This is a genomic window from Desulfosudis oleivorans Hxd3 (assembly GCF_000018405.1).
Taxonomy (GTDB): Bacteria; Desulfobacterota; Desulfobacteria; order Desulfobacterales; family Desulfosudaceae; genus Desulfosudis; species Desulfosudis oleivorans.
Map to the genome: position 1 here is coordinate 390,265 of NC_009943.1, position 20,098 is coordinate 410,362.

Here is a 20,098-nt window from a genome sequence, read left to right on the forward strand (position 1 = left end):
CGTGCGCTGCGCATGACACCCAGATTCAAACCGGCGTTTATGTTGTTGATCCTGGTGGGGACCTGCCTGTGGGGCGTGTTGCCGGCGGCCGGGTATGTGCCGCCCGGAGAACTGATACTCGATCGCATGACAAGCACCCTGGGCCGAACGGGAAAATTTTCCGTTGTTCACACCACGGCTGTGGCCGATACGGCCTGCCCGCCCCTTCATGAGGCGACTGCCACGGAAACCGCCTGGTATGACCCGCCCGACCGGTTTCGGTTTGAGTCTGTTTTCAAAAAAGTAAAGCGGATCTATGTGGCCACGCCTGAGGCGGCGCTGACCATTGTGGACGGCCACGTGGTGTCCACCGCCCAAAGCCCCCTGATGCGATACCGGGAACCCCTGCTGTGCCGGGACCGCAAGCTTCTGGCGGCTCGTCTGGTGGGCATGGGCATCGACACAACGGTTTCTTCCCTGGGCCGGCTGGACGGCACCGTGGCCTACGTGGTGGGGGCAAGGTTTCCCGACGCCTCGGCATCCCAGCTCTGGGTGGCCAAGGAGACCTTTCTGCCCTTTCGCCTTATAATCAATGATTCCCGAGAAAGAACCCAGGTGGAGGCCCGCTATTCCCAGTGGCACAAGGAGGGGGCCTTTTGGTTTCCCATGCACATAGAGATATACCGGAACCACCGCCTGATACAGACCATCTGCAGCCACACGGTGACAAAAAAAAGCGTTTTTGAAAGCGGCCTTTTTGACATCACCGCGCTGCAGCGACGGTATCCGCCGGCGGACGCGGCCGAAGGCCGGCCGCCGGACAGCAGCACCGACGAGATTCAGCAGGCCATCGACAATTTCAATAAACTGTATGAATAACGCGCAGAGGTGGGCATGACGTCAAAATCCAAATTCATCTTCGTCACGGGCGGCGTGGTATCATCGCTGGGAAAGGGCCTGGCATCGGCATCCATCGGCGCTCTTCTGGAGAGCCGGGGCCTTACCGTCACCATTCAGAAGCTGGACCCTTACATCAACGTTGACCCCGGCACCATGAACCCCTTTCAGCACGGCGAGGTCTTTGTCACCGACGACGGCACCGAAACCGACCTGGACCTGGGCCACTATGAGCGGTTTACCCACGCGGTCATGGGCCGCAACAACAACTTCACCACCGGCAAGATCTACCACTCGGTCATTTCCAAGGAACGCCGGGGCGACTACCTGGGCGGCACCGTTCAGGTGATTCCCCATATCACCGACGAGATCAAGCGCAGCATCCGCATGGTGGAAAACGACGCCGACATCGTCATCACCGAGATCGGCGGCACCATCGGCGACATCGAGAGCCTGCCCTTTCTGGAGGCCATTCGCCAGATGCGCACCGACATGGGAAAGGAAAACGTGCTTTACATTCACCTGACCCTGGTGCCCTACATCCCCACGGCCAAGGAGGTGAAGACCAAGCCCACCCAGCACAGCGTCAAGGAGCTGCGCAGCATCGGCATTCAGCCGGATATCCTGTTGTGCCGGACCAGCGGCCTGCTTTCCGACGAGCTTAAGGCCAAGATCGCCCTTTTCTGTGATGTGAGCAAGGACGCGGTGATCACGGCCAAGGACGTGGACAACATCTACGAAGTGCCCCTGAACTTCAACCGGGAGGGGCTGGATGACAAGATCGTCGAGCTGCTGCATATATGGACCCGGGCGCCCCGCCTGGACTTCTGGGAAAACCTGTCGAGTGCCATCAAGGCGCCGGAACACGACGTGACCATCGCCATCGTCGGCAAATACACCAACCTCACCGAGTCTTACAAGAGCTTAAACGAGGCCCTCTACCACGGCGGGTTTGCCAACAAAAGCAGGGTGAATCTCCAGTTTATCGACTCGGAGACCATCACAAAAGAAAACGTGGCCGAGGTCCTCAAGGACGCCCACGGCATTCTGGTGCCCGGCGGTTTCGGCCCCCGCGGCATTGAGGGCAAAATCGCGGCCTGCGAATACGCCCGGACCCGGAAGGTTCCCTATTTCGGCATCTGCCTGGGCATGCAGATCGCGGTGGTGACGTTTGCCCGCCACGTGGCGGGCCTGGCCGGAGCCCACAGCACCGAATTCGACAAGAACACGCCGGACCCGGTGATCTACCTGATGCGCGAATGGTTTGACGAGCGGCTCAACACGATCCAGAAGCGGGACGTGGATTCGGACATGGGCGGCACCATGCGCCTGGGCGCGTACACCTGCGCCGTTGCGCCCGACTCTCTGGCCCACACCGCCTATGGACGGACGACCATCTCCGAGCGCCATCGTCACCGGTACGAGTTCAACAACGACTACAAGGCCACGCTGCAGGAAAAGGGCCTGATCATCAGCGGCACGTCACCGAACGGCGAGCTGGTGGAGATTGTGGAGGCAGGGGACCATCCCTGGTTTCTGGGATGCCAGTTCCACCCGGAATTCAAGTCCCGGCCGGAAGACCCCCACCCGTTGTTCCGGGAATTCATAAAGGCGGCCCTGGCTTATAAAACCGGCAACCCTGCCGACAACCCGGATTGATGGTTCCTAAATGTTTCCTCTGAAAAAGAGTGCCATGACAAAACTTCACGACAGGGAAAAGTCCCAGTTTAAAAAGCTGTTCCGCAACGAAGGTGTGGACCGGTTCGAAGAGATGATGACCGTGCTGGAGGTGTTTCTTGAAACCGAGGGTCACATCACCGCCAATGAACTGATCGACCGGCTCACGGAACACGGCTTTGATTTCGATCCCTCTTTTGTGCGGGACTCTCTGCGCCTGCTCACCCAGTTCGGGTTTGCCAAGAAGCTGCGGTTTGACGACGGCAAGATTCGATACGAGCACTGCCATCTCGGTGATCACCACGATCACATGCTCTGCCGAAAGTGCGGCAAGATCATCGAATTCGTGGACGATGCCCTTGAAACCATTCAGGCCGAGGTGGCCGCGGCCCATGGATTTCACATGCTGGGCCACCGCATGGACATCTACGGCATCTGCGCGGACTGCCTGAAAAACCGCATTCGGGTGATTCCCCTGTCCCGGGCCAGGCAGGGCGAGCACCTGGTGATCGAGGAGTTTACCGGCGGCACCAACGCCCGCATGCGCCTGATGTCCATGGGCCTGAAAACGGGGGACCCGGTGGAGGTGATCACTTCCGACCCAAGGGGCCAGGTGGTGATCGCCTCGGGTAACAAGCGGTATGCCATCGGCCGGGGCCTTGCCGGCAAGGTGATGGCCCGGCACACGGACGACCCTGCCGCCTGACACTGTTCGCCAGAGTACCCGCTCTCTTTCTCCGCCTTTACCGCCACGTCGTGCTTTTATCGGTTTTTCGACAGCTAGTGACAGCTATTGTACTTGTTCTTTCGGGTCGTTTCTGGTAGGCTTTTCCGTTGACGTTTTTTGTTTATCCTGTTTTAAAAGGGGTTTACGCGTGTTGTTGAGTCAATTGAAAGAAGGGGAGTCGGCCCGGGTGGTTCGCGTGGGAGGCCAGGGGCCTTTTCGCCGCCGCATCATGGAGATGGGCATCGTGCAGGGTACGGACCTGCACGTGGAAAAATACGCGCCTCTCAAAGACCCCCTTGAAATTCTGGTCAAGGGTTACCATGTATCGCTTCGCGTGGAAGAGGCGGCCCTGATAACCGTGGAAAAAATACCGGACAACGGGTAGCCCGTGATGGAAAAAAAGCGATTCACCATAGCACTGGCCGGCAATCCCAACTCCGGCAAAACCACCATCTTCAACAGCCTTACCGGCACCCGCCAGAAGGTGGGCAACTGGTCCGGTGTCACCGTTGAAAAAAAAGAGGGCCTGATTTACCGGCGGGGTTACGAGATTCAGCTTGTGGATCTGCCCGGCACCTACAGCCTCACTCCCTTTTCCATTGAAGAGATCGTTGCCCGGGACTTCATCATCGACGAAGCGCCGGACGTGGTCATCACCATTATTGACGCCTCCAACCTGGAGCGCAGCCTCTATCTTGCCACCCAGGTGCGGGAGCTGGACTGCAAGGTTCTTTTTGCCTTAAACATGGCCGACCTGGCCCGGGCCAAGGGCATGACCATTGACGCGGACACGCTTTCCCGGCTTCTGGACGTGACCGTGGCCTTTACCGTGGGTAATAAAAATGACGGAGTGGAGACCCTTCTGGACCTGGCCATCGACCTGGCCGAGTCGGGAAAGATCACCGTGCCGGAGCGGCGGGTGAAATACAACCGGGACGCGGAAGCGGCCATCTCCCGAATTCGGGAAAAAATCGAACAGGCCGGCCCACCCATCTACAACAGCCGCTGGATGGCCATCAAGCTGCTGGAAAACGACCAGATCGTTCGGCAGCGGCTGGTCAATGCTTACGAAGAGCGAAGCCGGTCGATCCTGGACACGGTAGACGCCTGCCGCAGCCACCTGACCGATATCTTTGACGACGACCCGGAAATTGTGATGACCGACGAGCGGTACGGGTTTATCGCCGGCCTGATCAAAGAGGTGGTCCATGTCAGCCCCAGGGCCCGGGCCGATATTTCCCGGAACATTGACCTGGTACTGACCAACCGGTACCTGGGATTTCCGATATTTATCTTTTTTATATGGCTGATGTTTCAGGCCACCTTTTCCCTGGGGGCCTACCCCATGACCTGGATCGAAAGCGGGTTTGCCCTGCTGGCCGCCGGCGTGGACGGCCTGCTGGCCGATGGCCTGGTAAAGGACCTGATTATCGACGGCGCGCTGGCCGGCGTGGGCAGCGTGGCCGTTTTCCTGCCCAACATCCTGATTCTGTTTTTCTGCATCGCCTTGTTTGAAGACACCGGGTACATGGCCCGGGCCGCCTTTCTTATGGACCGGATCATGCACCTGATCGGCCTTCACGGAAAATCGTTTATTCCCATGCTCATGGGGTTCGGGTGCAGCGTGCCGGCCATCATGGCCACCCGTACCCTGGACAACCGCAAGGACCGAATCCTGACCATTCTGATCACGCCCTTCATGTCCTGCTCGGCCCGGCTGCCGGTCTATATTGTCCTGGCCGGCACCTTTTTCCCGAAAAACGCGGGCACCGTTATTTTCATGATCTACCTGCTGGGCATTGTGGTGGCCATGCTCACGGGCAGGCTTTTCCGCTCCACCCTGCTTAAAGGGGCCGATGCCCCCTTTGTCATGGAGCTGCCGCCCTACCGCATGCCCATGGCAAAAAGCCTGGTGATTCACATGTGGGACCGGGCCAGGATGTTTATCAGGAAGATGGGGACCTACATTTTTGTCGGCGCCATCGTGGTGTGGGCCTTGTCGGCCTTTCCCCGGAACGTCGCCTATTCGGTGGATTATGAGTCACAGCTTCAGAAAGTTGAAGCGGCCTACACCCAACGGATCGCTGCCACGGAGAATGCACAGGCCCTGACCGCCATTGGCGCGGAAAAAGAAAACGCCATTACCGCGATCAGGAACGCCAGAAGCCGGGAGCGCAGCGAGCAGGTTTACATGGGCCGCATCGGCCGGTTTGTGGCACCGGTGTTCGAGCCCATCGGTATCGACTGGCGGGGCAGCGTGGCCCTGCTGACCGGGTTTGTGGCCAAGGAGATCGTTGTCAGCACCATGGGGGTGCTTTATGCCGTTGCCGACCAGGACGGCCGTGCCCTGGGCAAGGCCCTGCGGGCCTCGGGCATGACCCCGCTTTCGGCCCTGTCGCTCATGGTGTTTGTGCTGCTGTATATCCCCTGTATTGCAACAGTTACCAGCATTTCCCGGGAGGCATCGTGGCGCTGGTCAATGTTCACCGTGGCCTATACCACGCTGGTGGCCTGGTGCGCTTCCTTTGTGGTGTTCAACGCCGGGAAAATCATCGGCATCGGTTGATTTTGGGGGTAAGTGGGGCTACACTGTAAAGGTTGACGCAAAATCAATAAACGGTGCCGGAACGAATGAGCGGTGGAACCATCAGGCCGGTGACGGCCCGTAAATACTGAAAAAGAAAGACGCCTGCAGGATGGGAAAAATTTTTGCCGTCGGTGATATTCATGGATGCTATAAGAAGCTTCGCGTACTGATGGACCGGATTCCCATTAATTACAAAGAAGACACCCTGGTCTTTCTGGGAGATTATATCGACCGGGGGGACGAATCTTTTGAAGTGGTGGCGTACCTGGCGGAATTGCGGAAAAAGCATCCCGGCATTGTGTTTCTCAAGGGCAACCATGAAGAGCTGTTTTTCAACTATCTTTCCGGCGAGGACGAGGTCAGTTTTCTGTTTAACGGCGGCGAACAGACACTGAAAGGCTACATGAGCCCAGACGGCGACATCTCGGTGCCCAAGGAACACCTGAATTTTTTTAACGCCCTGCAGCTCTACTACGAAACCGATGACTATATTTTTGTCCATGCCGGACTCAAGGACGGTGTGCCCCTGGAGCAGCAGAAACCCGAAGATTTACTGTGGATTCGAAAGCCGTTTATTGAATCTTCTTATGATTTTGGAAAAATAGTGATTTTCGGCCATACGCCTTATCCCGAGGTGGTGGTCAAGGATAATAAGATCGGCGTGGACACCGGTGCGGTGTACGGATACAAGCTCACCTGCATCGAACTGCCGGCAAGAAAATTTTACGAAGCATAAATTCGGCAACTGGAGAGATATATGACAAACCTTCGGCTTTTTCAGTCCTTCTGCATGGTTTTTATCTGCGCGCTGCTGGTCGCGGCCCCGGCCTTCTCGCAGGAACGGCTTTCGGTGACGGCCACCACGGCCAACATTCGGACCGGGCCGGGCACCAGTTATGACAAGGCGTGGCAGGCGGAAAAAAATTACCCGGTAGTGGTGGTGGAAAAAAAGGACGGGTGGGTGAAATTCAAGGATTACGAAGGTGATGAAGGATGGATTTATGGCGCGCTGGTGTCCGCCACTTCCACGGTGATTGTGAAAAAAACACGGGTCAATGTCCGATCCGGCCCCGGCACAAACCACCCTGTGGTGTTTGAGGCGGAAAAGGGGGTTCCCTTTGAAGTGATCAAAAACGACGGGGACTGGCTTCAGATAAAACACGCCGACGGCGATACCGGATGGATATACCGGCCCCTGGTCTGGTAAGCGCCCGGGTTGTTTGTCGAAATCGCTATCGGGATCGAAATCGAATTGTCTTTACGGTATTGATCTCAAAGCGTATTTTCCTGTAAACCGGAGATAAATCTTTTTTAACACCAGCCGTCCGTCACCAGCCCCGCTTTTCAGCCACCACGTAAATCGCGGCCCTTCCGGCCACCGGGCATACGGTTTCACAGATGCCGCAGCCCACGCATAACGCTTCGACCACATAAGGCCGCTTGAGCGTCACGGTGTTCCCGCCGGTGTCAACGGCCTGAACCGTCTCAAACCGGATGGCCTTGTCGTGGGTGGGGCAGTGCTCCTCGCACACGATACAGGGCACGGACCGGGCAAAGGGGAGGCACCGGTTTTTGTCGATCACGGCTCGGCCCATGACAAAGGCGTGTTTTTCGTCAAGGGTCAGCCGGGAAATGGCCCCGGTGGGGCAGACCTGGCCGCACAGGGTGCAGTTGAACTCGCAGTATCCAAGGCGGGGCAACAGTTTCGGGGTAAACATCGCCTCAACCCCCTGCTCCAGAAAAACCGGCTGCAACGCGTTTTGAATGCACACCTTCATACACTCCCCGCAACGGACACAGGTTTTCAAAAAATCTTCTTCGACCAGGGCCCCGGGGGGACGGATCACCCGTTGCAGCGGGGCCGATGCGGCGGCATCAATTCTGGATAAAAAGGGAAGGGCCAGGCCGGCCAGGCCGGCGGCCAGTAAGTGGCGGCGGCCCAGGTCCGGACCGGTTTTATTGACGGGCCGGGAAAACCGGAAGGTCGTTATGGTTCTCGGGCAGAAATCCAGGCAGTCCATGCAGAGGCTGCACTCTTCGGCCATCATTTCCCTGTTTTCGGTAAAGGCATCCATCCGGCACTGCTGACGGCAGGCATCACACCCCTTGCAGGAAGAAAGGGGGATTCGGCGAAAAAAAGAAAACCGGGACACCAGGGCCAGCATGGCGCCCAGGGGACACAGGGTGCGGCACCAGAACCGCCGGCCCAGCAGCTCCATGGCAAAAATGGCGGCCAGCATGAAAAAGGTGAAAAACGGCAGCAGGAACCGGGACTGCTTGTACGGCAGAATAAAATCCCTGAAAACATCGTAGACCGCTTCGCTGGATGGAACAGCCCAGGAGGGGCCGTGAAAATAGACGGCGTCAAAACCGGCCGCGACCATGGCGTTGAGCATGGGGTCCACGGCAATGGTCAGGCCCCGCACCAGCAGGGCAAAGGGGTCCACAAACCCCACCCACTGCACGCCAAAGGCCGCGGACACCAGGACCGCTGTCAGCACCATGTACTTGGCGGCCCGCCAGCGCAGGGGCGTCCGCCGGACCGGTTGAATGACCTTGCCCCCGGCATCGATCAGGGTACCCAGGGGACAGATCCAGCCGCAGAAAACCCGGCCGAACACCAGGGTCAGGCCGATCACCGCCAGGGAGGGCAGCAGCAGAAAGATAAAGGCCCGACCGGCCAGCATCACCGAGGCCGCCACCAGCGGGTCCCAGCGAAAAAAGATGTTGACCGCATAGGGAATGGTGTCCGCGCCGGAGTAATCCGTAAGCCGGAACAGGGCCAGGAACAGGGCCAGAAACAGCAGCTGGCATGCCTGGCGCAATCGTTTGAAAAGGCGGTTCTGGTTCACGGGGTTGTCCTGTTTTTTTTCATCTTCAATTCGGGTGGCACGAAGGGTCCAAGGATCCAAGGGGTCGAGGAGCCGTCCTCTAAACTTCAATGATCCGACATTTATCCATGTCCATCTCACCCAGACCCATCTTGTAGGCCGCTACTGTTGGGGCCACGGCGTCCGGCGCCAGGTCGAACAGGGTCGTGCCATAGGCGTCGGCGGCCACCGGATCGGTGGAAACAAAAACCGTGTGGCGAATGCTCACATCTTCCAGGCTGCCGCCCTGGGGCCCGTTTTTTGTCAGAATGCGGGTGGCATCCACAACGGTCAGGTCCGGCCGCAGCACCGAGTTCAGGTCGGCCAGGTTCTGGTCGATTCGGTGGTGAATCTGGCCCCGGCTGCCGCCGATGATGCCCATGATGTTTTTCAGGCCCAGGGTGACGCCGGTCAGGCCGTGGTGCTTGGCAACCGGTACATTGATATAACAGTCCGCCGCCAGCGCCTCTTTATAGAAGGGCCACTCGGTGAGTGCCTTGCCCCGGGCAATGGTCACCGGCACAAACCGGCGGTCATCAATAAATTCGCATCTTACCCGGCGATCGCCCATGGCGTCCAGCACCGGTTTGATGCCGCTGTTCTGGTAGCAGCGCCGCTCCTCGTTGCAGGTGCGGTCAAACACCGACACCGACGCGGCACCGGCGCCAAGGGCCAGTTCCACCAGGGTCCGGACCACCAGGGGATGGGTGTTGGCCCCCTGTTCAGGGGTCCGGTCCCATCCGATGTTGGGCTTGATCACCACCCGGTGGCCTTTTTTCACAAACCGCTCCATGCCCCCGGCCTGGCGGATCACGGCCTTTACCAGGGCCGGATAATCCTGGCCCCGGCCCACCACGATTTCCGGCTTTTCCGATGGCAGGGCCAGGGCCTCGGCCGGAAGGCGAAACACCGGCGCCGTGGCCACCATCCCGGCATACCACAGGGCCAGGTGCTTTAAAAACTGACGTCGATCCATCGCCGCTCCTTTTTCAGAACCGTTCCTGTTTATGGGGCCGGTTTTTCCAGAACCATATGTATATTGTCAATAATACCGGCTGAAAACCCGGCCTCACAGGAGGCAAAATAGTACTCCCACATGCGAAACGCCCGGTCGTCAAACCCCAGCTTTTCGATTTGCGCCCGCCGGGCCAGCAGGTTGTTCCGCCACGCGGCCAGCGTGGGCACGTAATGGGAGCCGAGGGCCGTCACTTCGGCCACCTGCAGGGATGTCCAGCGATTGATGGTCTCTTCCAGAATTTCCCGGGAAGGCAGCATGCCGCCGGGGAAAATGTACTTCTGTATCCAGTCCGCCCGCCGGCGATAGGCATGGTAACGCTTATGGGGAATGGTGATCACCTGAACCACCATTCGGCCACCGGGTTTCAGCAGGGACGCGCAGATGGAAAAATAGTCCCTGTAATATTCGTGGCCCACCGCCTCCAGCATCTCAATGGAAACAATTTTGTCAAAGCGGCCCCGCAGGTGCCGATAGTCCTGCTGCAGCACCTCAATGCGGTCTTCCATTTCCAGCCGGGAAACCATTCGTGTCACATAGTCATGCTGTTCCTGGGAGATAGTGGTGGTGGTGAGGGCGCACCCGGTTTGCCGCACCGCCTCAACGGCAAAACCGCCCCACCCCGTGCCGATCTCCAGCACGTGGTCGGTGGCCTGAATGCCGGCTTTTTCACAGATACGCGCAATTTTGTTCAGCTGGGACTGATGCAGATCATCTGTCGGGCGTTCAAATAGGCCGCAGGAATAGGTCATCGTAGGGTCCAGGACCAGGCTGAAAAACGCGTTGCTGGTGTCATAGTGGGCCCCGATGTTTTGCCGGGCACCGGGCACCGTGTTGGCCCGCCGGCGGTGCCGGGCAAAGTCGATGATCCTGGTAAAAGCGGGCAGGACGCTGGTCCGCTGGTCCAGGGCCTCGATGTTGCAGGCCAGGACTTTTATGGCGCCGGCCAGGTCCGGGCTTGACCAGTCCCCGGCCATGTAGGCTTCGCCCAGGCCAATGTCGGCACTGAAAAACAACTTTTTAAAAAACGCGTGATGGTGTACTTCAATGACGCCTTCCTGCTGTTTTCCGAGCCGGCCATGAACCTGCCGGCGGCCGTCCGGCAGCACCAGGGTGAGGCTGCCCTGCCGCAGCGTGGACAACACGCCCCCCACCGCTGACCGGTATATTCTCTGAAGAACGGGCGACGGGGCTTTTTCCATGGTTCGCGGGTCCATGGGCGCCGGCTTGCTGTTAATGGGGAGCCCTTTTTTGTAATGAAGAATGATCGCCTGATAGAAAATGCGGGGAATGGACATGACCGCCTGGATCGGACGGCGGACCACTGTCATGGCCAGGGTCCGGCGGGTCAGCGGCAGGCAGTGCCCCTTCAGCCGGGTTTTCAGCTGGGGCCGGCCCTCCCGGTAATAATTGATGCGGATATCCATTGTTTCGCCGATGGGGGAAAAGAAAAACTCATATTCCCCCTGCCGCGGGAAAAAAGGAGAAACATGAAACCGCTTGGTGGTCCGAAAGGACGCCGCCCAGCCCTCAGGGGCGGGGAGGTGGTCCTTGAGCACATAGATATGGCGCTCGCCAAAGGTGTTGTTCACTTCCGCCACGATGCAGGCAACAGCGTCGTCCGCCCCCAGGCAGTAATAAAAGCTCACCGGGTTGAAAACATAACCGGCATACCGGGCCGCGGTGACCAGGTAAACGGTGTGAACCGTTTCGCGCAGCCCCTCCTGTTCAAGCAGCCGAAAGAGCTTGTCTTTGATGGTGCCCGCCGCGTCGGAAAGGTAGTCCCTGTCGTGGATCGATACCAGCGCTTTCCGGTTGTATCCGAAAAGCGGCACCTCCCGGTCCAGGGCGGCCAGCTCTTCAAGATCGATCACATAGATGTAAAGCGGATAGTGGAACTCATGGGCAACCGGTTCGTAGCGCCTGTGGTAAAGGTCTACGCAAAAGATTTTTGAGTTCATAGCTCGACTCCGAGGTGGCGGGCCACGGTTACCGCGGCCCGGGTCCCATCCTCATGAAACCCGTAACCGCAGTAACTGCCGCAGAAATAGGTGTTACGCTCAGGCCGTATCAACGGCAGGTGTTTCTGGGACACAAGGGCCGCGGTATCATAGATGGGGTGTTCGTAAAGGACCTGGTAGGTGATGGCCTCCGGTTTTATGGGCCAGGGCGCGTTAAGGGTCACAAAAAAGTCTCTCCCGCCGGGCAGGCCCTGGAGCATGTTCATGTAATAGGTGAGGGCCACCCGGGATGCCGGAGTTCCGTCGTCCATGTAGTTCCAGGCGGCCCAGGCCCTGACCGACGGCGGCATGAGGGAGCGGTCGCCATGCAGCACGGTGGTGTTCCGGGAATAGGTCCAGGCCCCCAGCACCGTCTTTTCCGTCTCATCCGGGTCTTCGAGCATGGCCAACGCCTGATCGGCATGGGACGCGATGATCGCCGCGTCAAAAACAGCCGGCGGTCCGTCCGTCGTGGTGACCATAACGCCTTCGGCGGTCCGGGCCACGTTCAGAACAGAAGCGTTGAGCCGCACCTGGCCGGTAAAAACTTTTTCAAACGCGCGTACATACTGCACGGAACCATTGCAAATGGTTTTCCACTGGGGGTGGTCGGTGGCACTGAGCAGCCCATGGTTGTCGTAAAACCGAAAAAAGGACTCACAGGGAAACCGGTTGATATGACCGGCCGGAGAGGACCAGATGGCCCCGGCCATGGGCAGCAGGTAGTAGTCCTGAAAGGCCGGAGAATAACGGTTGACCGAAAGGTAGTCACCCAGGGTCATGTCCCCCAGCCTGCCGCCGTAAAGATCGCGCCGGGCCTGCCGGTTGAACCGGAGGATCTCTCCAACCATGCGCCAGTACCAGGGCCGGAAAAGGTTTTTCCGGTCGGCAAAAAGCCCCCCCGGAACACGGCTGCAGAACTGCACGTCCTTTGCCCTGTTGTAATAGCCGAAGGACATGGGCGCATCGGCCGCCGCTACCTTCAGTTGCTTCAAAAAGGTGGTAAAGTGGGGATAGGTCCGGTCGTTGAAAACGATAAACCCCGTGTCCACCGGCACCTGGCTGCCCGATCCGTCCGCCACCAGCTGCGTGTTGGTGTGGCCACCGAGGTAGTCATTTTTTTCAAACAGGGTGACCTTGTATTTTCTGTCCATCAGGTAGGCGGCCACAATGCCGGTGACCCCGCCGCCGATGACGGCCACTGTCTTAATGTCCTTTTCCGTCTGCATAAATGGGCTCCTGTTCTTTTTTACGGTGACAGCCATTTTGCCAGGGCAAAACCGATAGCGGTCACGCAGGTGCTGAGCACCGCGCCCCAGACCATGTCAATCAGGGTGATGGCCAGGGGCCACTGTTTTATGGTGGCCAGGTTGGTCAGGTCATAGGTGGCGTAGCAGAGCACGCCGAACAGGCATCCTGAAACCAGGGTTTTTGCCAGGGCCTTGGTTTCAATTCCCGGCAGCACGGCAAAAAAGAAGAGGCCGAACACAAAAACCAGGTAAAATACGATGGCCGCTCCCCAGTTGACCTGGGGGGCCATCAGGTACCCCAGGTGCTTTCGATACATGCTTCTGGCAACAACGCCCAGCCAGACAAGGTCGATCACCAGAAAGCCTGCCAGCATGCCGACGTACACCATTGACAGTTTTATTACCGACATGGATGCCTCCTTTTTATTTTTTAGGAAACCATAAAATAAACGAACTGGTTTTTCGAACGTATTCCTGGTAGTCGGGGTTGTCCTTGAAAATGGTCTGTTCCATCAGGGTCACGCCGGTCAGCCGCAGCAGGGTAAAGGTGATCAGGGCCGGGCTGATGATGGTCCAGGCACCCCAGGGCACGGACAGCACCACCACAAACAGGCCCCACCAGATCAACGATTCGCCGAAGTAGTTGGGGTGCCGGCTGTATTTCCATAAATACCGGTTCATGATCTTTCCCCGGTTGGCCGGGTCAGCCAGGAACCTGGCCAACTGCCAGTCCGCGGCTGATTCGATGAGAATGCCGGCGGTCCATATGGCAACGCCCAGGCAGTCCGTCCAGGTCAGTGCGGCCGGGGTGGCGGCCACCTGGCCGTATTGAACCCCCAGGGCGATGGTCCATTGGAACAATGCCTGCACCAGGAACACCTTGTACAGGCTCACCCACCAGAAGCTGTTCCCGTGCTGCGCCCGCCACGCCGCATACCGCGGGTCCTCGCCTTTGCCCCGGTTTCGCACCGACAGGTGAATAAACAGCCGCAGGCCCCAGATGGTGACCATGGCCACGATCATGGCCTTGCGAAACAGGACCCCGTCCGCGCGGAAAAAGGTCAGCCAGGCGATCAGCACAAAGCCCAGTCCCCACAGGGAGTCGGCGATGGTGACATTTTTTTTTGCCAGGCTGAAAACCCACCCGGCCCCCATCAGGCCTGTGGCGGCAGCCAGGTTGACCAGGAAAATATCGACAAAGACATCCATCATCGCACCTCCTCGTGTTTATGCTGAAGCCTTGCCGGCTGAAGCCAGCGGATCGACAAAGGGCTCTCCGGCCAGTCGGCGCTGGATCTGCCGGTGAATCTGCTGATGCACCTCCCGTGTCAGCGGATAGCGCCAGGCAACGGCCATGGCGACAAGATTGCACAAACAGGGGACCAGGGTATAGAGAACGCGAAGGGTGGTCACCACGGCCGGGGATTGGTTTATGGTGGGATCATACCCGGAAACACCCAAAAGTGCCAGCCCCGCTCCCACCCCAACGGCCGCGGCCAGCTTTTTTGCCACGGACCAGAACCCGATATAGACCCCTTCCCGGCGAAGGCCGGTCTGGAGCTGGTCGTAATCAATGACATCCGCCTGCATGGCCGAAGGAATGGCCAGGCTGGCGCCGAACCCCATGCCGGAAATTGCCACCAGAACGCCGTAGGCCCACTCGTCCCCCGGCCCCAGGAAAAAGACACCGAAAAAGGCGCCGGTGTTGACCGCCATGGCGGCCAGCCACATGTTCTTTTTTTCAAACCGTTTGGCCCCGGCCACCCACAACGGCAGCAGCAGGATGCCGGTGACAAAATATATAAGCAGAAAAAGATCGGCCCTGGGCGAGTGCAGCACATACTCCACGTAATAAAGGATCAGGGTGGCCGGCAGGTTGCTGCCGATGGCGCTGATGGTATAACTGATCAGCAGAATACGGAACGGCCTGTTTTGCAGGCTGGATGCCATGCCGGAAAAAAAGGGGGCCGCGGTTTCGGGCCGCACTGTCGTTCGTTCCCGGAAAGACAAGACGCACCAGGCGGCACTGGCAAGAATCAGGGGGCCGTAGAGCAGGGAAAGCACATGAAACACTTCACGGAAATCCTCCGCGGTTTCCCCGATATGCCACAGGGCCTTGACAATGGCAGGGGAGGCGGCCGCGACCAGGGTGCCGGCGATCAGCGCGCCGTCCCGCATGCCGAACAGGGCGGTCCTTTCATTATAGTCATAGGTCAGTTCCGGTCCCAGGGATTCATACGGGACAATGATGACGGTCCAGAAGAGAAACAGGGCCGCCACCATCACGGCAAACCAGGCGGTTGCCGCCGCGGTTCCCAGGCCGGCCGGCGGGTTGAAAAGCAGGGCCATGGCGGCCACGGTCAGCACGGCACCGGCGGCAATCAGGGGCCGGCGCCGGCCAAAGGGGGTTTTGAGCCGGTCGGAAATATATCCCATGGCCGGATCGGTAACGGCGTCAAACAACCGGACCAGCAGCAGAATCAGGCCCAGGGCGCCGATGGGAACCCCTATCACGTCGGTGTAAAATTTCGGAATATAGACATAGACAGGGATTCCCACCACGGCCAGGGAAAAGGCCGGCCCTGAATAGGCCAGTTTCCGGGTAACGGTGAGATGTCTCACGGTGCCAGCCCTTTCAGCAGATCGTTGCGAAATCCCTTGTCAATGGGGTTTTCTCCGATCCAGATGGAAAAAAACGCACGTGAAAAGGCGGCGCCGGGAACCGTTCCCAGTGCCTGCCCGTTTAATGCCAGTTCTGTTCCGGATTCCGGAATGTAGGTGGCCGTATAACGGTCACCGGGCGCCACATCCCGGTAAAGGGCGTTCATCCGGTCGACAAGCGGGGCGAGACGCGCAAACTGATCCGGTGTCACGTTTTTTTCAATCATGGTGGTGGTGGCCGTTGCAAAATCTTCGGCCGGAATGGCGTGAAAATAGTGAAGCACCAGTTGCCGCGTCACATTCTCAAGCGCCCTGTCCGGGGGCAGGCCCGCTTCCAGGTAAAAGGCCCCGGCATAGGCTTTGATGACCACCAGGTATCGCAGAAGGCCCGCGCCCCGCAGGGTCAGGCGCTTTTCGCTGACGTAAACCGCTTTTTCAAAGTCAGCGCCATTGACCTGGGCGCCGTAAAGACCGGTGGTAAAACAAAAGATAAGCACCCAGGTCGTAACGAGCCGGTTGATAAACCGTTGTTTCGGCATGATGCGCATTGTCTTGCACTCCCCTGGTACAGAAATGTGTCTGTCAGGACTGAGACAGGACGCTGACCCCCACCGGTTGCGCTTTTTGGATAAAAATATTTTATTACAATTGTTTATACACAATTTACGCTTTGGTCAAGTCAGCGTGACATCTGCTATCTGTTTGAACAGTCTCAAATAGCAACTTGCATGCCAGATCATGAAATATCCGGGCTGGTGTCTTGATCCGGATTGCTTTTTTGCCAAACAGTGTACCCCATGAGGGGGCATGTGCGCAAGCAGCCGGAAACAAATGAAAAATTCAACTTTGGAATGCCCCTGGAGCCCGGTGTCGCCGGCATGGCGGAGCAGGAAAAGTTTTTAAAATATGGCACCGATATTGCTTTTTATAATCAAAATGTTTAAATTGATTCAGGGGTTAAACCAAAACCGTTTAGCAAAGGAGGACGGATCATGGACGTTAAAGATTTTTGCAGTGGTTTGGAGCAGGAGCTGGTGGCATGGAAGGCCAAGCTGTTTGATGTGGTTGCAAAGGCCGACAGGCTCGGAAGCGCGGAAAGGGAGCGGGTGCTTGCCAATTTTAATGACATGAAAATTATTGTGCAGGACCTTGAAGAAAAGATCAACCAGCTCAAAACCGAGTGCCCGTCTGACTGGAGCCCCCAGAAAAAAGCCATTGAGAAGGGGCATGTGGACATGCGGTCAAAGTACGAGGAGGCAATGGAGTTTATCGGGAAAGCAGCCCCGGTTTCCATCCCGGGTTAAGGCCTGAACAGAAAATTGATTTTGTAAAAAGAGCGGTGCCGGCACCGCTCTTTTTTTTATGCACAAACCGCCATCTTCCTGTATCCACTGTCTAAAAGGCTCAGCCATCGCCCTTCATTGAACCGCAATAAACCCACGCCGGTTGTAAATAACCCAACCCACTCACCTGCCGGTTGGGCAAAATTTTCTATTGACACAGTTCTCTTCGTCCGGTAATGTAGCGTCAGGTCTGTTTATCAATATATTTTGATATTGTTATAAATGCATATAATTAAATACTTAAAAGCTATTTCAGACGAAACCCGGCTGCGGCTGCTCTTTCTGCTGCTTCACTACGAGCTGAATGTAAACGAGGTGGTGGCCGTGGTGGAGATGATCCAGTCCCGTGTGTCGCGCCACTTGAAGATTCTGACCGAATCGGGCCTGTTGCAGTTCCGGCGGGACGGCGGGTTTGTCTACTATTCGGCCCTTACCGACGAGGCCAACGGCCCGGTGGTCCGGCTGGTTGCCGACGCCCTGGCCGATGATCCGGTGTGCGAGGCCGACCTGGGCCGGGCCGAAGCCCTGATTCGGGAAAGAAAAAGCCGGACCAAACGGTTTTTTGAATCCGTGGCCGATACATGGGAGGTGCGCAAGCACGATGTGCTGGGCGACCTTGACCTGAACCGGATACTTGCCGACAGGGTGGGAAACTGCCCGGTGGCGGCGGACCTTGGCTGCGGCACCGGCGCTTTGCTGGCGGCCCTGAACGGGCAGGTTCCCACCGTGATCGGCGTGGACAGCTCACCGGGCATGCTGGAGCAGGCCCGGCTGAAAACAGCGGCCATGGCCGGTGTCAACCTGCGGCTGGGCGAGCTGGAGTATCTGCCCATGCGGGACCGGGAGGCCCACTGCGCGGTGATGAACATGGTGCTGCACCACATTTCCGAGCCGGTCAAAGTGCTGGCCGAGGCCTATCGCATCCTGCACCCCGGGGGAACCTTTTTTATCGCGGATTTTGACAAGCACAACAAGGTTGCGGTGCGGGAAAAAATCGGCGGATCCTGGTTCGGGTTTTCACAAAACGAGATGGACGCATGGCTGGCCGGCGCGGGGTTTGTTCCTGCCGGCCTGGAGCGGTTTGCCGTCAATTATGGTTTGACGGTTAACCTGTTTGTATCAAAAAAACAGCAGTGATGGCTTCGTAAAAAGTCCAATATCTGCGTTGCGCTGCCCCCCTCGTCACTGCGGCGTACAACAAGTACGCCTCATTCCTCGGGACTTGCGACGCCTTGATCTTGAACTTTTTACTTTGCCATCCCAAATGGACTTTTTACGAGAACAGCTGCAGTGATTGAATAAATGATAACAGAAAAGAAGAAGATTTATTTTAACCGTCATTGCGAGCCGAAGGCGAAGCAATCTTGTCCAGAATCGCATGAGATTGCCGCGTCGCTTCGCTCCTCGCAATGACCCGGTGCCCTGGGTCTCCGGGATCGCTGTCGAAATCGAATTGCACCGGCGTAAATGGAATCGATGCCGATGCCGATTTCGATAGCGATTTCGAGCCCGATAAAAAGAGAACCATCAACCAGTCAACACAAAGGAGAAAACAGATGAACATGGCAAAAGGAGATCATTACGAGGTAAAGGATATGTCGCTGGCGGCCCAGGGCAAAAACAACCTGGAACTGGCCGAGCTGAACATGGGCGCGCTGATGGAGGTAAAAAAGCGGTTCAAGAAGGAAAAACCGCTCAAGGGCGTGCGCATTGGTATGGCCCTGCACGTGACCAAGGAGACCGGCATCCTGGTGCGGACCCTGCTGGCCGGTGGCGCCGATGTCTATATCACCGGGTGCAACCCGCTCTCCACCCAGGATGACGTGGCCGCGGCCCTGGCCAAAGAGGGGGTCAAGGTTTGGGGTTATAAAGGGGAGAACAACGAGGATTATTACCGGTACATCAAGTATGTCATCGAGGCAAAGCCCCACATCACCATTGATGACGGCTGCGACCTTGTCTCCGAGATTCACAAGAATCATCCGCAACTGATCAAGAACATCATCTGTGGCTGCGAAGAGACCACCACCGGCATCATCCGGCTTCAGGCCATGGCCAAGGCCAAGGCTCTTAAGTACCCCATGATCGCGGTCAACGACAACAAGACCAAGCACCTGGTGGACAACTTTTACGGCACGGGCCAGTCCTCCATCGACGGCATCCTGCGGGCCACCAACCTGCTTTACGCGGGCAAGACCTTTGTGGTGTGCGGCTATGGCAGCTGCGGCAAGGGCTTGGCCGACCGGGCACGGGGCCTTGGCGCCAACGTGGTGGTGACCGAGGTGGACAACTTCTGCGCCCTGCAGGCCCACTATGACGGGTTTCGGGTCATGAAGCTGGCCGACGCGGTCAAGATCGGCGACATCTTCTGCACCGTCACCGGCAACAAGCATGTCATCCGCGTGGAACACATGAAAAAAATGAAAAACGGCGCCATCCTGTCAAATTCGGGGCACTTTGATATTGAGCTGGAGCTCTCCCGCCTTAACAAGGTGGCCGATTCCAAGCGCCGGGTGCGGCCCTTCATGGATGAGTATGTTCTGGCCGGCAAAAAAATATTTGTCCTGGGCGAAGGCCGGCTGGTCAACCTGTCCGCGGCTGAAGGCCATCCCAGCGAGGTGATGTCCACCTCATTCTGCGGCCAGGCCCTGGCCTGTGAATACGGCGTGAAGAACAAGGGCAAGATGCCGGTGGGCGTGGTTCAACTGCCCGGCGAGATCGACGACACGATTGCCGGGCTCCAGCTTACGGCCATGGGCATCAAGATCGACGAGATGACCGCCGAACAGAAACGCTACATGGACACCTGGGAAGAGGGCACCTGAAATATTCAGACTTAACTTTACCCTCCCACACCCCCGGCGTTAAGCCGGGGGTGTGGGATTTTTGTTTTTACCTTCCTTTAAAATCCAAATCGGTATCGGGATCGACATCGGTATCGAAATTGGGTGCCGGGCTTCTCATGCAGATTCATACCGGTAAGAAGGATGAGGGAAGCCAAAGGCCAGGCTGCATCCGCCGTCAATACAATTCGATTTCGATACCGATAGCGATTTGGATAAACAGCCGGGGATCTGTCCTGCCATGATTAA

18 protein-coding genes are annotated in these 20,098 nt (G+C 57.7%); 10 read left to right on the forward strand and 8 right to left on the reverse strand.

Annotated features, from left to right (window positions below; translation table 11 throughout):
• The first annotated feature begins 12 nt into the window (after positions 1-12).
• From DOLE_RS01715 to DOLE_RS01745, 7 genes are all read left to right on the forward strand, one after another.
• Positions 13-858: a hypothetical protein gene (locus DOLE_RS01715; RefSeq protein WP_012173769.1), complete on the forward strand. Its 846-nt coding sequence runs from the start codon at positions 13-15 to the stop codon at positions 856-858.
• Positions 859-873: 15 nt separating this feature from the next.
• Complete coding sequence (locus tag DOLE_RS01720) at positions 874-2,535, forward strand: CTP synthase (protein ID WP_012173770.1); 1,662 nt, start codon at positions 874-876, stop codon at positions 2,533-2,535.
• A gap of 34 nt (positions 2,536-2,569) precedes the next feature.
• On the forward strand, positions 2,570-3,259 hold the full coding sequence (locus DOLE_RS01725; RefSeq protein ID WP_041280726.1) for a transcriptional repressor: 690 nt from the start codon (positions 2,570-2,572) through the stop codon (positions 3,257-3,259).
• A gap of 169 nt (positions 3,260-3,428) precedes the next feature.
• On the forward strand, positions 3,429-3,665 hold the full coding sequence (locus DOLE_RS01730; RefSeq protein WP_012173772.1) for a FeoA family protein: 237 nt from the start codon (positions 3,429-3,431) through the stop codon (positions 3,663-3,665).
• Between the two features lie 6 nt (positions 3,666-3,671).
• Positions 3,672-5,846, forward strand: coding sequence for a ferrous iron transport protein B (gene feoB / locus DOLE_RS01735; protein WP_012173773.1), 2,175 nt, complete (start codon positions 3,672-3,674; stop codon positions 5,844-5,846).
• A gap of 130 nt (positions 5,847-5,976) precedes the next feature.
• Positions 5,977-6,603 (forward strand): metallophosphoesterase family protein, encoded by a 627-nt coding sequence (locus DOLE_RS01740; RefSeq protein ID WP_012173774.1) that lies wholly within the window; start codon positions 5,977-5,979, stop codon positions 6,601-6,603.
• A 21-nt stretch (positions 6,604-6,624) separates the two neighbouring features.
• On the forward strand, positions 6,625-7,074 hold the full coding sequence (locus DOLE_RS01745) for an SH3 domain-containing protein (protein ID WP_012173775.1): 450 nt from the start codon (positions 6,625-6,627) through the stop codon (positions 7,072-7,074).
• A gap of 121 nt (positions 7,075-7,195) precedes the next feature.
• On the opposite strand, the gene DOLE_RS01750 is transcribed toward DOLE_RS01745, so the two are convergent.
• The 8 genes from DOLE_RS01750 to DOLE_RS01785 form a co-directional block, all read right to left on the reverse strand.
• Complete coding sequence (locus tag DOLE_RS01750; RefSeq protein WP_012173776.1) at positions 7,196-8,719, reverse strand: 4Fe-4S binding protein; 1,524 nt, start codon at positions 8,717-8,719, stop codon at positions 7,196-7,198.
• A 79-nt stretch (positions 8,720-8,798) separates the two neighbouring features.
• Positions 8,799-9,713, reverse strand: a complete 915-nt coding sequence (locus DOLE_RS01755; RefSeq protein WP_012173777.1) for a DUF362 domain-containing protein — start codon at positions 9,711-9,713, stop codon at positions 8,799-8,801.
• A gap of 29 nt (positions 9,714-9,742) precedes the next feature.
• Positions 9,743-11,713 (reverse strand): DUF1365 family protein, encoded by a 1,971-nt coding sequence (locus DOLE_RS01760; protein WP_012173778.1) that lies wholly within the window; start codon positions 11,711-11,713, stop codon positions 9,743-9,745.
• Complete coding sequence (locus DOLE_RS01765) at positions 11,710-12,981, reverse strand: NAD(P)/FAD-dependent oxidoreductase (RefSeq protein ID WP_012173779.1); 1,272 nt, start codon at positions 12,979-12,981, stop codon at positions 11,710-11,712. The genes DOLE_RS01760 and DOLE_RS01765 overlap by 4 nt, the downstream gene beginning before the upstream one ends.
• Positions 12,982-13,001: 20 nt before the next feature.
• Positions 13,002-13,412: a DUF2177 family protein gene (locus tag DOLE_RS01770; protein WP_012173780.1), complete on the reverse strand. Its 411-nt coding sequence runs from the start codon at positions 13,410-13,412 to the stop codon at positions 13,002-13,004.
• A gap of 13 nt (positions 13,413-13,425) precedes the next feature.
• Positions 13,426-14,214 carry a DUF1295 domain-containing protein gene (locus tag DOLE_RS01775; RefSeq protein WP_153304330.1) on the reverse strand — a complete coding sequence of 263 codons (789 nt, stop codon included), beginning with the start codon at positions 14,212-14,214 and terminating at the stop codon, positions 13,426-13,428.
• Positions 14,215-14,229: 15 nt separating this feature from the next.
• Positions 14,230-15,624, reverse strand: coding sequence for an MFS transporter (locus DOLE_RS01780; RefSeq protein ID WP_012173782.1), 1,395 nt, complete (start codon positions 15,622-15,624; stop codon positions 14,230-14,232).
• The gene (locus tag DOLE_RS01785; protein ID WP_012173783.1) at positions 15,621-16,211 is read right to left on the reverse strand and encodes a chalcone isomerase family protein; all 591 of its coding nucleotides are present in this window, start codon (positions 16,209-16,211) and stop codon (positions 15,621-15,623) included. Before DOLE_RS01785 ends, DOLE_RS01780 begins: the two co-directional genes overlap by 4 nt.
• Before the next feature lie 444 nt (positions 16,212-16,655).
• On the opposite strand from DOLE_RS01785, the gene DOLE_RS01790 reads away from it, so the two are divergent.
• From DOLE_RS01790 to ahcY, 3 genes are all read left to right on the forward strand, one after another.
• Positions 16,656-16,967 (forward strand): hypothetical protein, encoded by a 312-nt coding sequence (locus DOLE_RS01790; protein ID WP_012173784.1) that lies wholly within the window; start codon positions 16,656-16,658, stop codon positions 16,965-16,967.
• 261 nt (positions 16,968-17,228) lie between these two features.
• Positions 17,229-18,143, forward strand: coding sequence for a metalloregulator ArsR/SmtB family transcription factor (locus tag DOLE_RS01795; protein ID WP_012173785.1), 915 nt, complete (start codon positions 17,229-17,231; stop codon positions 18,141-18,143).
• 419 nt (positions 18,144-18,562) lie between these two features.
• On the forward strand, positions 18,563-19,831 hold the full coding sequence (gene ahcY, locus DOLE_RS01800) for an adenosylhomocysteinase (protein ID WP_012173786.1): 1,269 nt from the start codon (positions 18,563-18,565) through the stop codon (positions 19,829-19,831).
• Positions 19,832-20,098 lie beyond the last annotated feature (267 nt).

Coding starts and splice junctions, on each gene's coding strand:
- feoB (WP_012173773.1), top strand. CDS start 3,672: ATGGAAAAAAAGCGATTCACCATAGCACTGGCCGGCAATCCCAACTCC.
- DOLE_RS01720 (WP_012173770.1), top strand. CDS start 874: ATGACGTCAAAATCCAAATTCATCTTCGTCACGGGCGGCGTGGTATCA.
- DOLE_RS01765 (WP_012173779.1), bottom strand. CDS start 12,981: ATGCAGACGGAAAAGGACATTAAGACAGTGGCCGTCATCGGCGGCGGG.
- DOLE_RS01740 (WP_012173774.1), top strand. CDS start 5,977: ATGGGAAAAATTTTTGCCGTCGGTGATATTCATGGATGCTATAAGAAG.
- DOLE_RS01725 (WP_041280726.1), top strand. CDS start 2,570: ATGACAAAACTTCACGACAGGGAAAAGTCCCAGTTTAAAAAGCTGTTC.
- DOLE_RS01715 (WP_012173769.1), top strand. CDS start 13: ATGACACCCAGATTCAAACCGGCGTTTATGTTGTTGATCCTGGTGGGG.
- ahcY (WP_012173786.1), top strand. CDS start 18,563: ATGAACATGGCAAAAGGAGATCATTACGAGGTAAAGGATATGTCGCTG.
- DOLE_RS01770 (WP_012173780.1), bottom strand. CDS start 13,412: ATGTCGGTAATAAAACTGTCAATGGTGTACGTCGGCATGCTGGCAGGC.
- DOLE_RS01755 (WP_012173777.1), bottom strand. CDS start 9,713: ATGGATCGACGTCAGTTTTTAAAGCACCTGGCCCTGTGGTATGCCGGG.
- DOLE_RS01745 (WP_012173775.1), top strand. CDS start 6,625: ATGACAAACCTTCGGCTTTTTCAGTCCTTCTGCATGGTTTTTATCTGC.
- DOLE_RS01790 (WP_012173784.1), top strand. CDS start 16,656: ATGGACGTTAAAGATTTTTGCAGTGGTTTGGAGCAGGAGCTGGTGGCA.
- DOLE_RS01785 (WP_012173783.1), bottom strand. CDS start 16,211: ATGCGCATCATGCCGAAACAACGGTTTATCAACCGGCTCGTTACGACC.
- DOLE_RS01775 (WP_153304330.1), bottom strand. CDS start 14,214: ATGATGGATGTCTTTGTCGATATTTTCCTGGTCAACCTGGCTGCCGCC.
- DOLE_RS01760 (WP_012173778.1), bottom strand. CDS start 11,713: ATGAACTCAAAAATCTTTTGCGTAGACCTTTACCACAGGCGCTACGAA.
- DOLE_RS01795 (WP_012173785.1), top strand. CDS start 17,229: ATGCATATAATTAAATACTTAAAAGCTATTTCAGACGAAACCCGGCTG.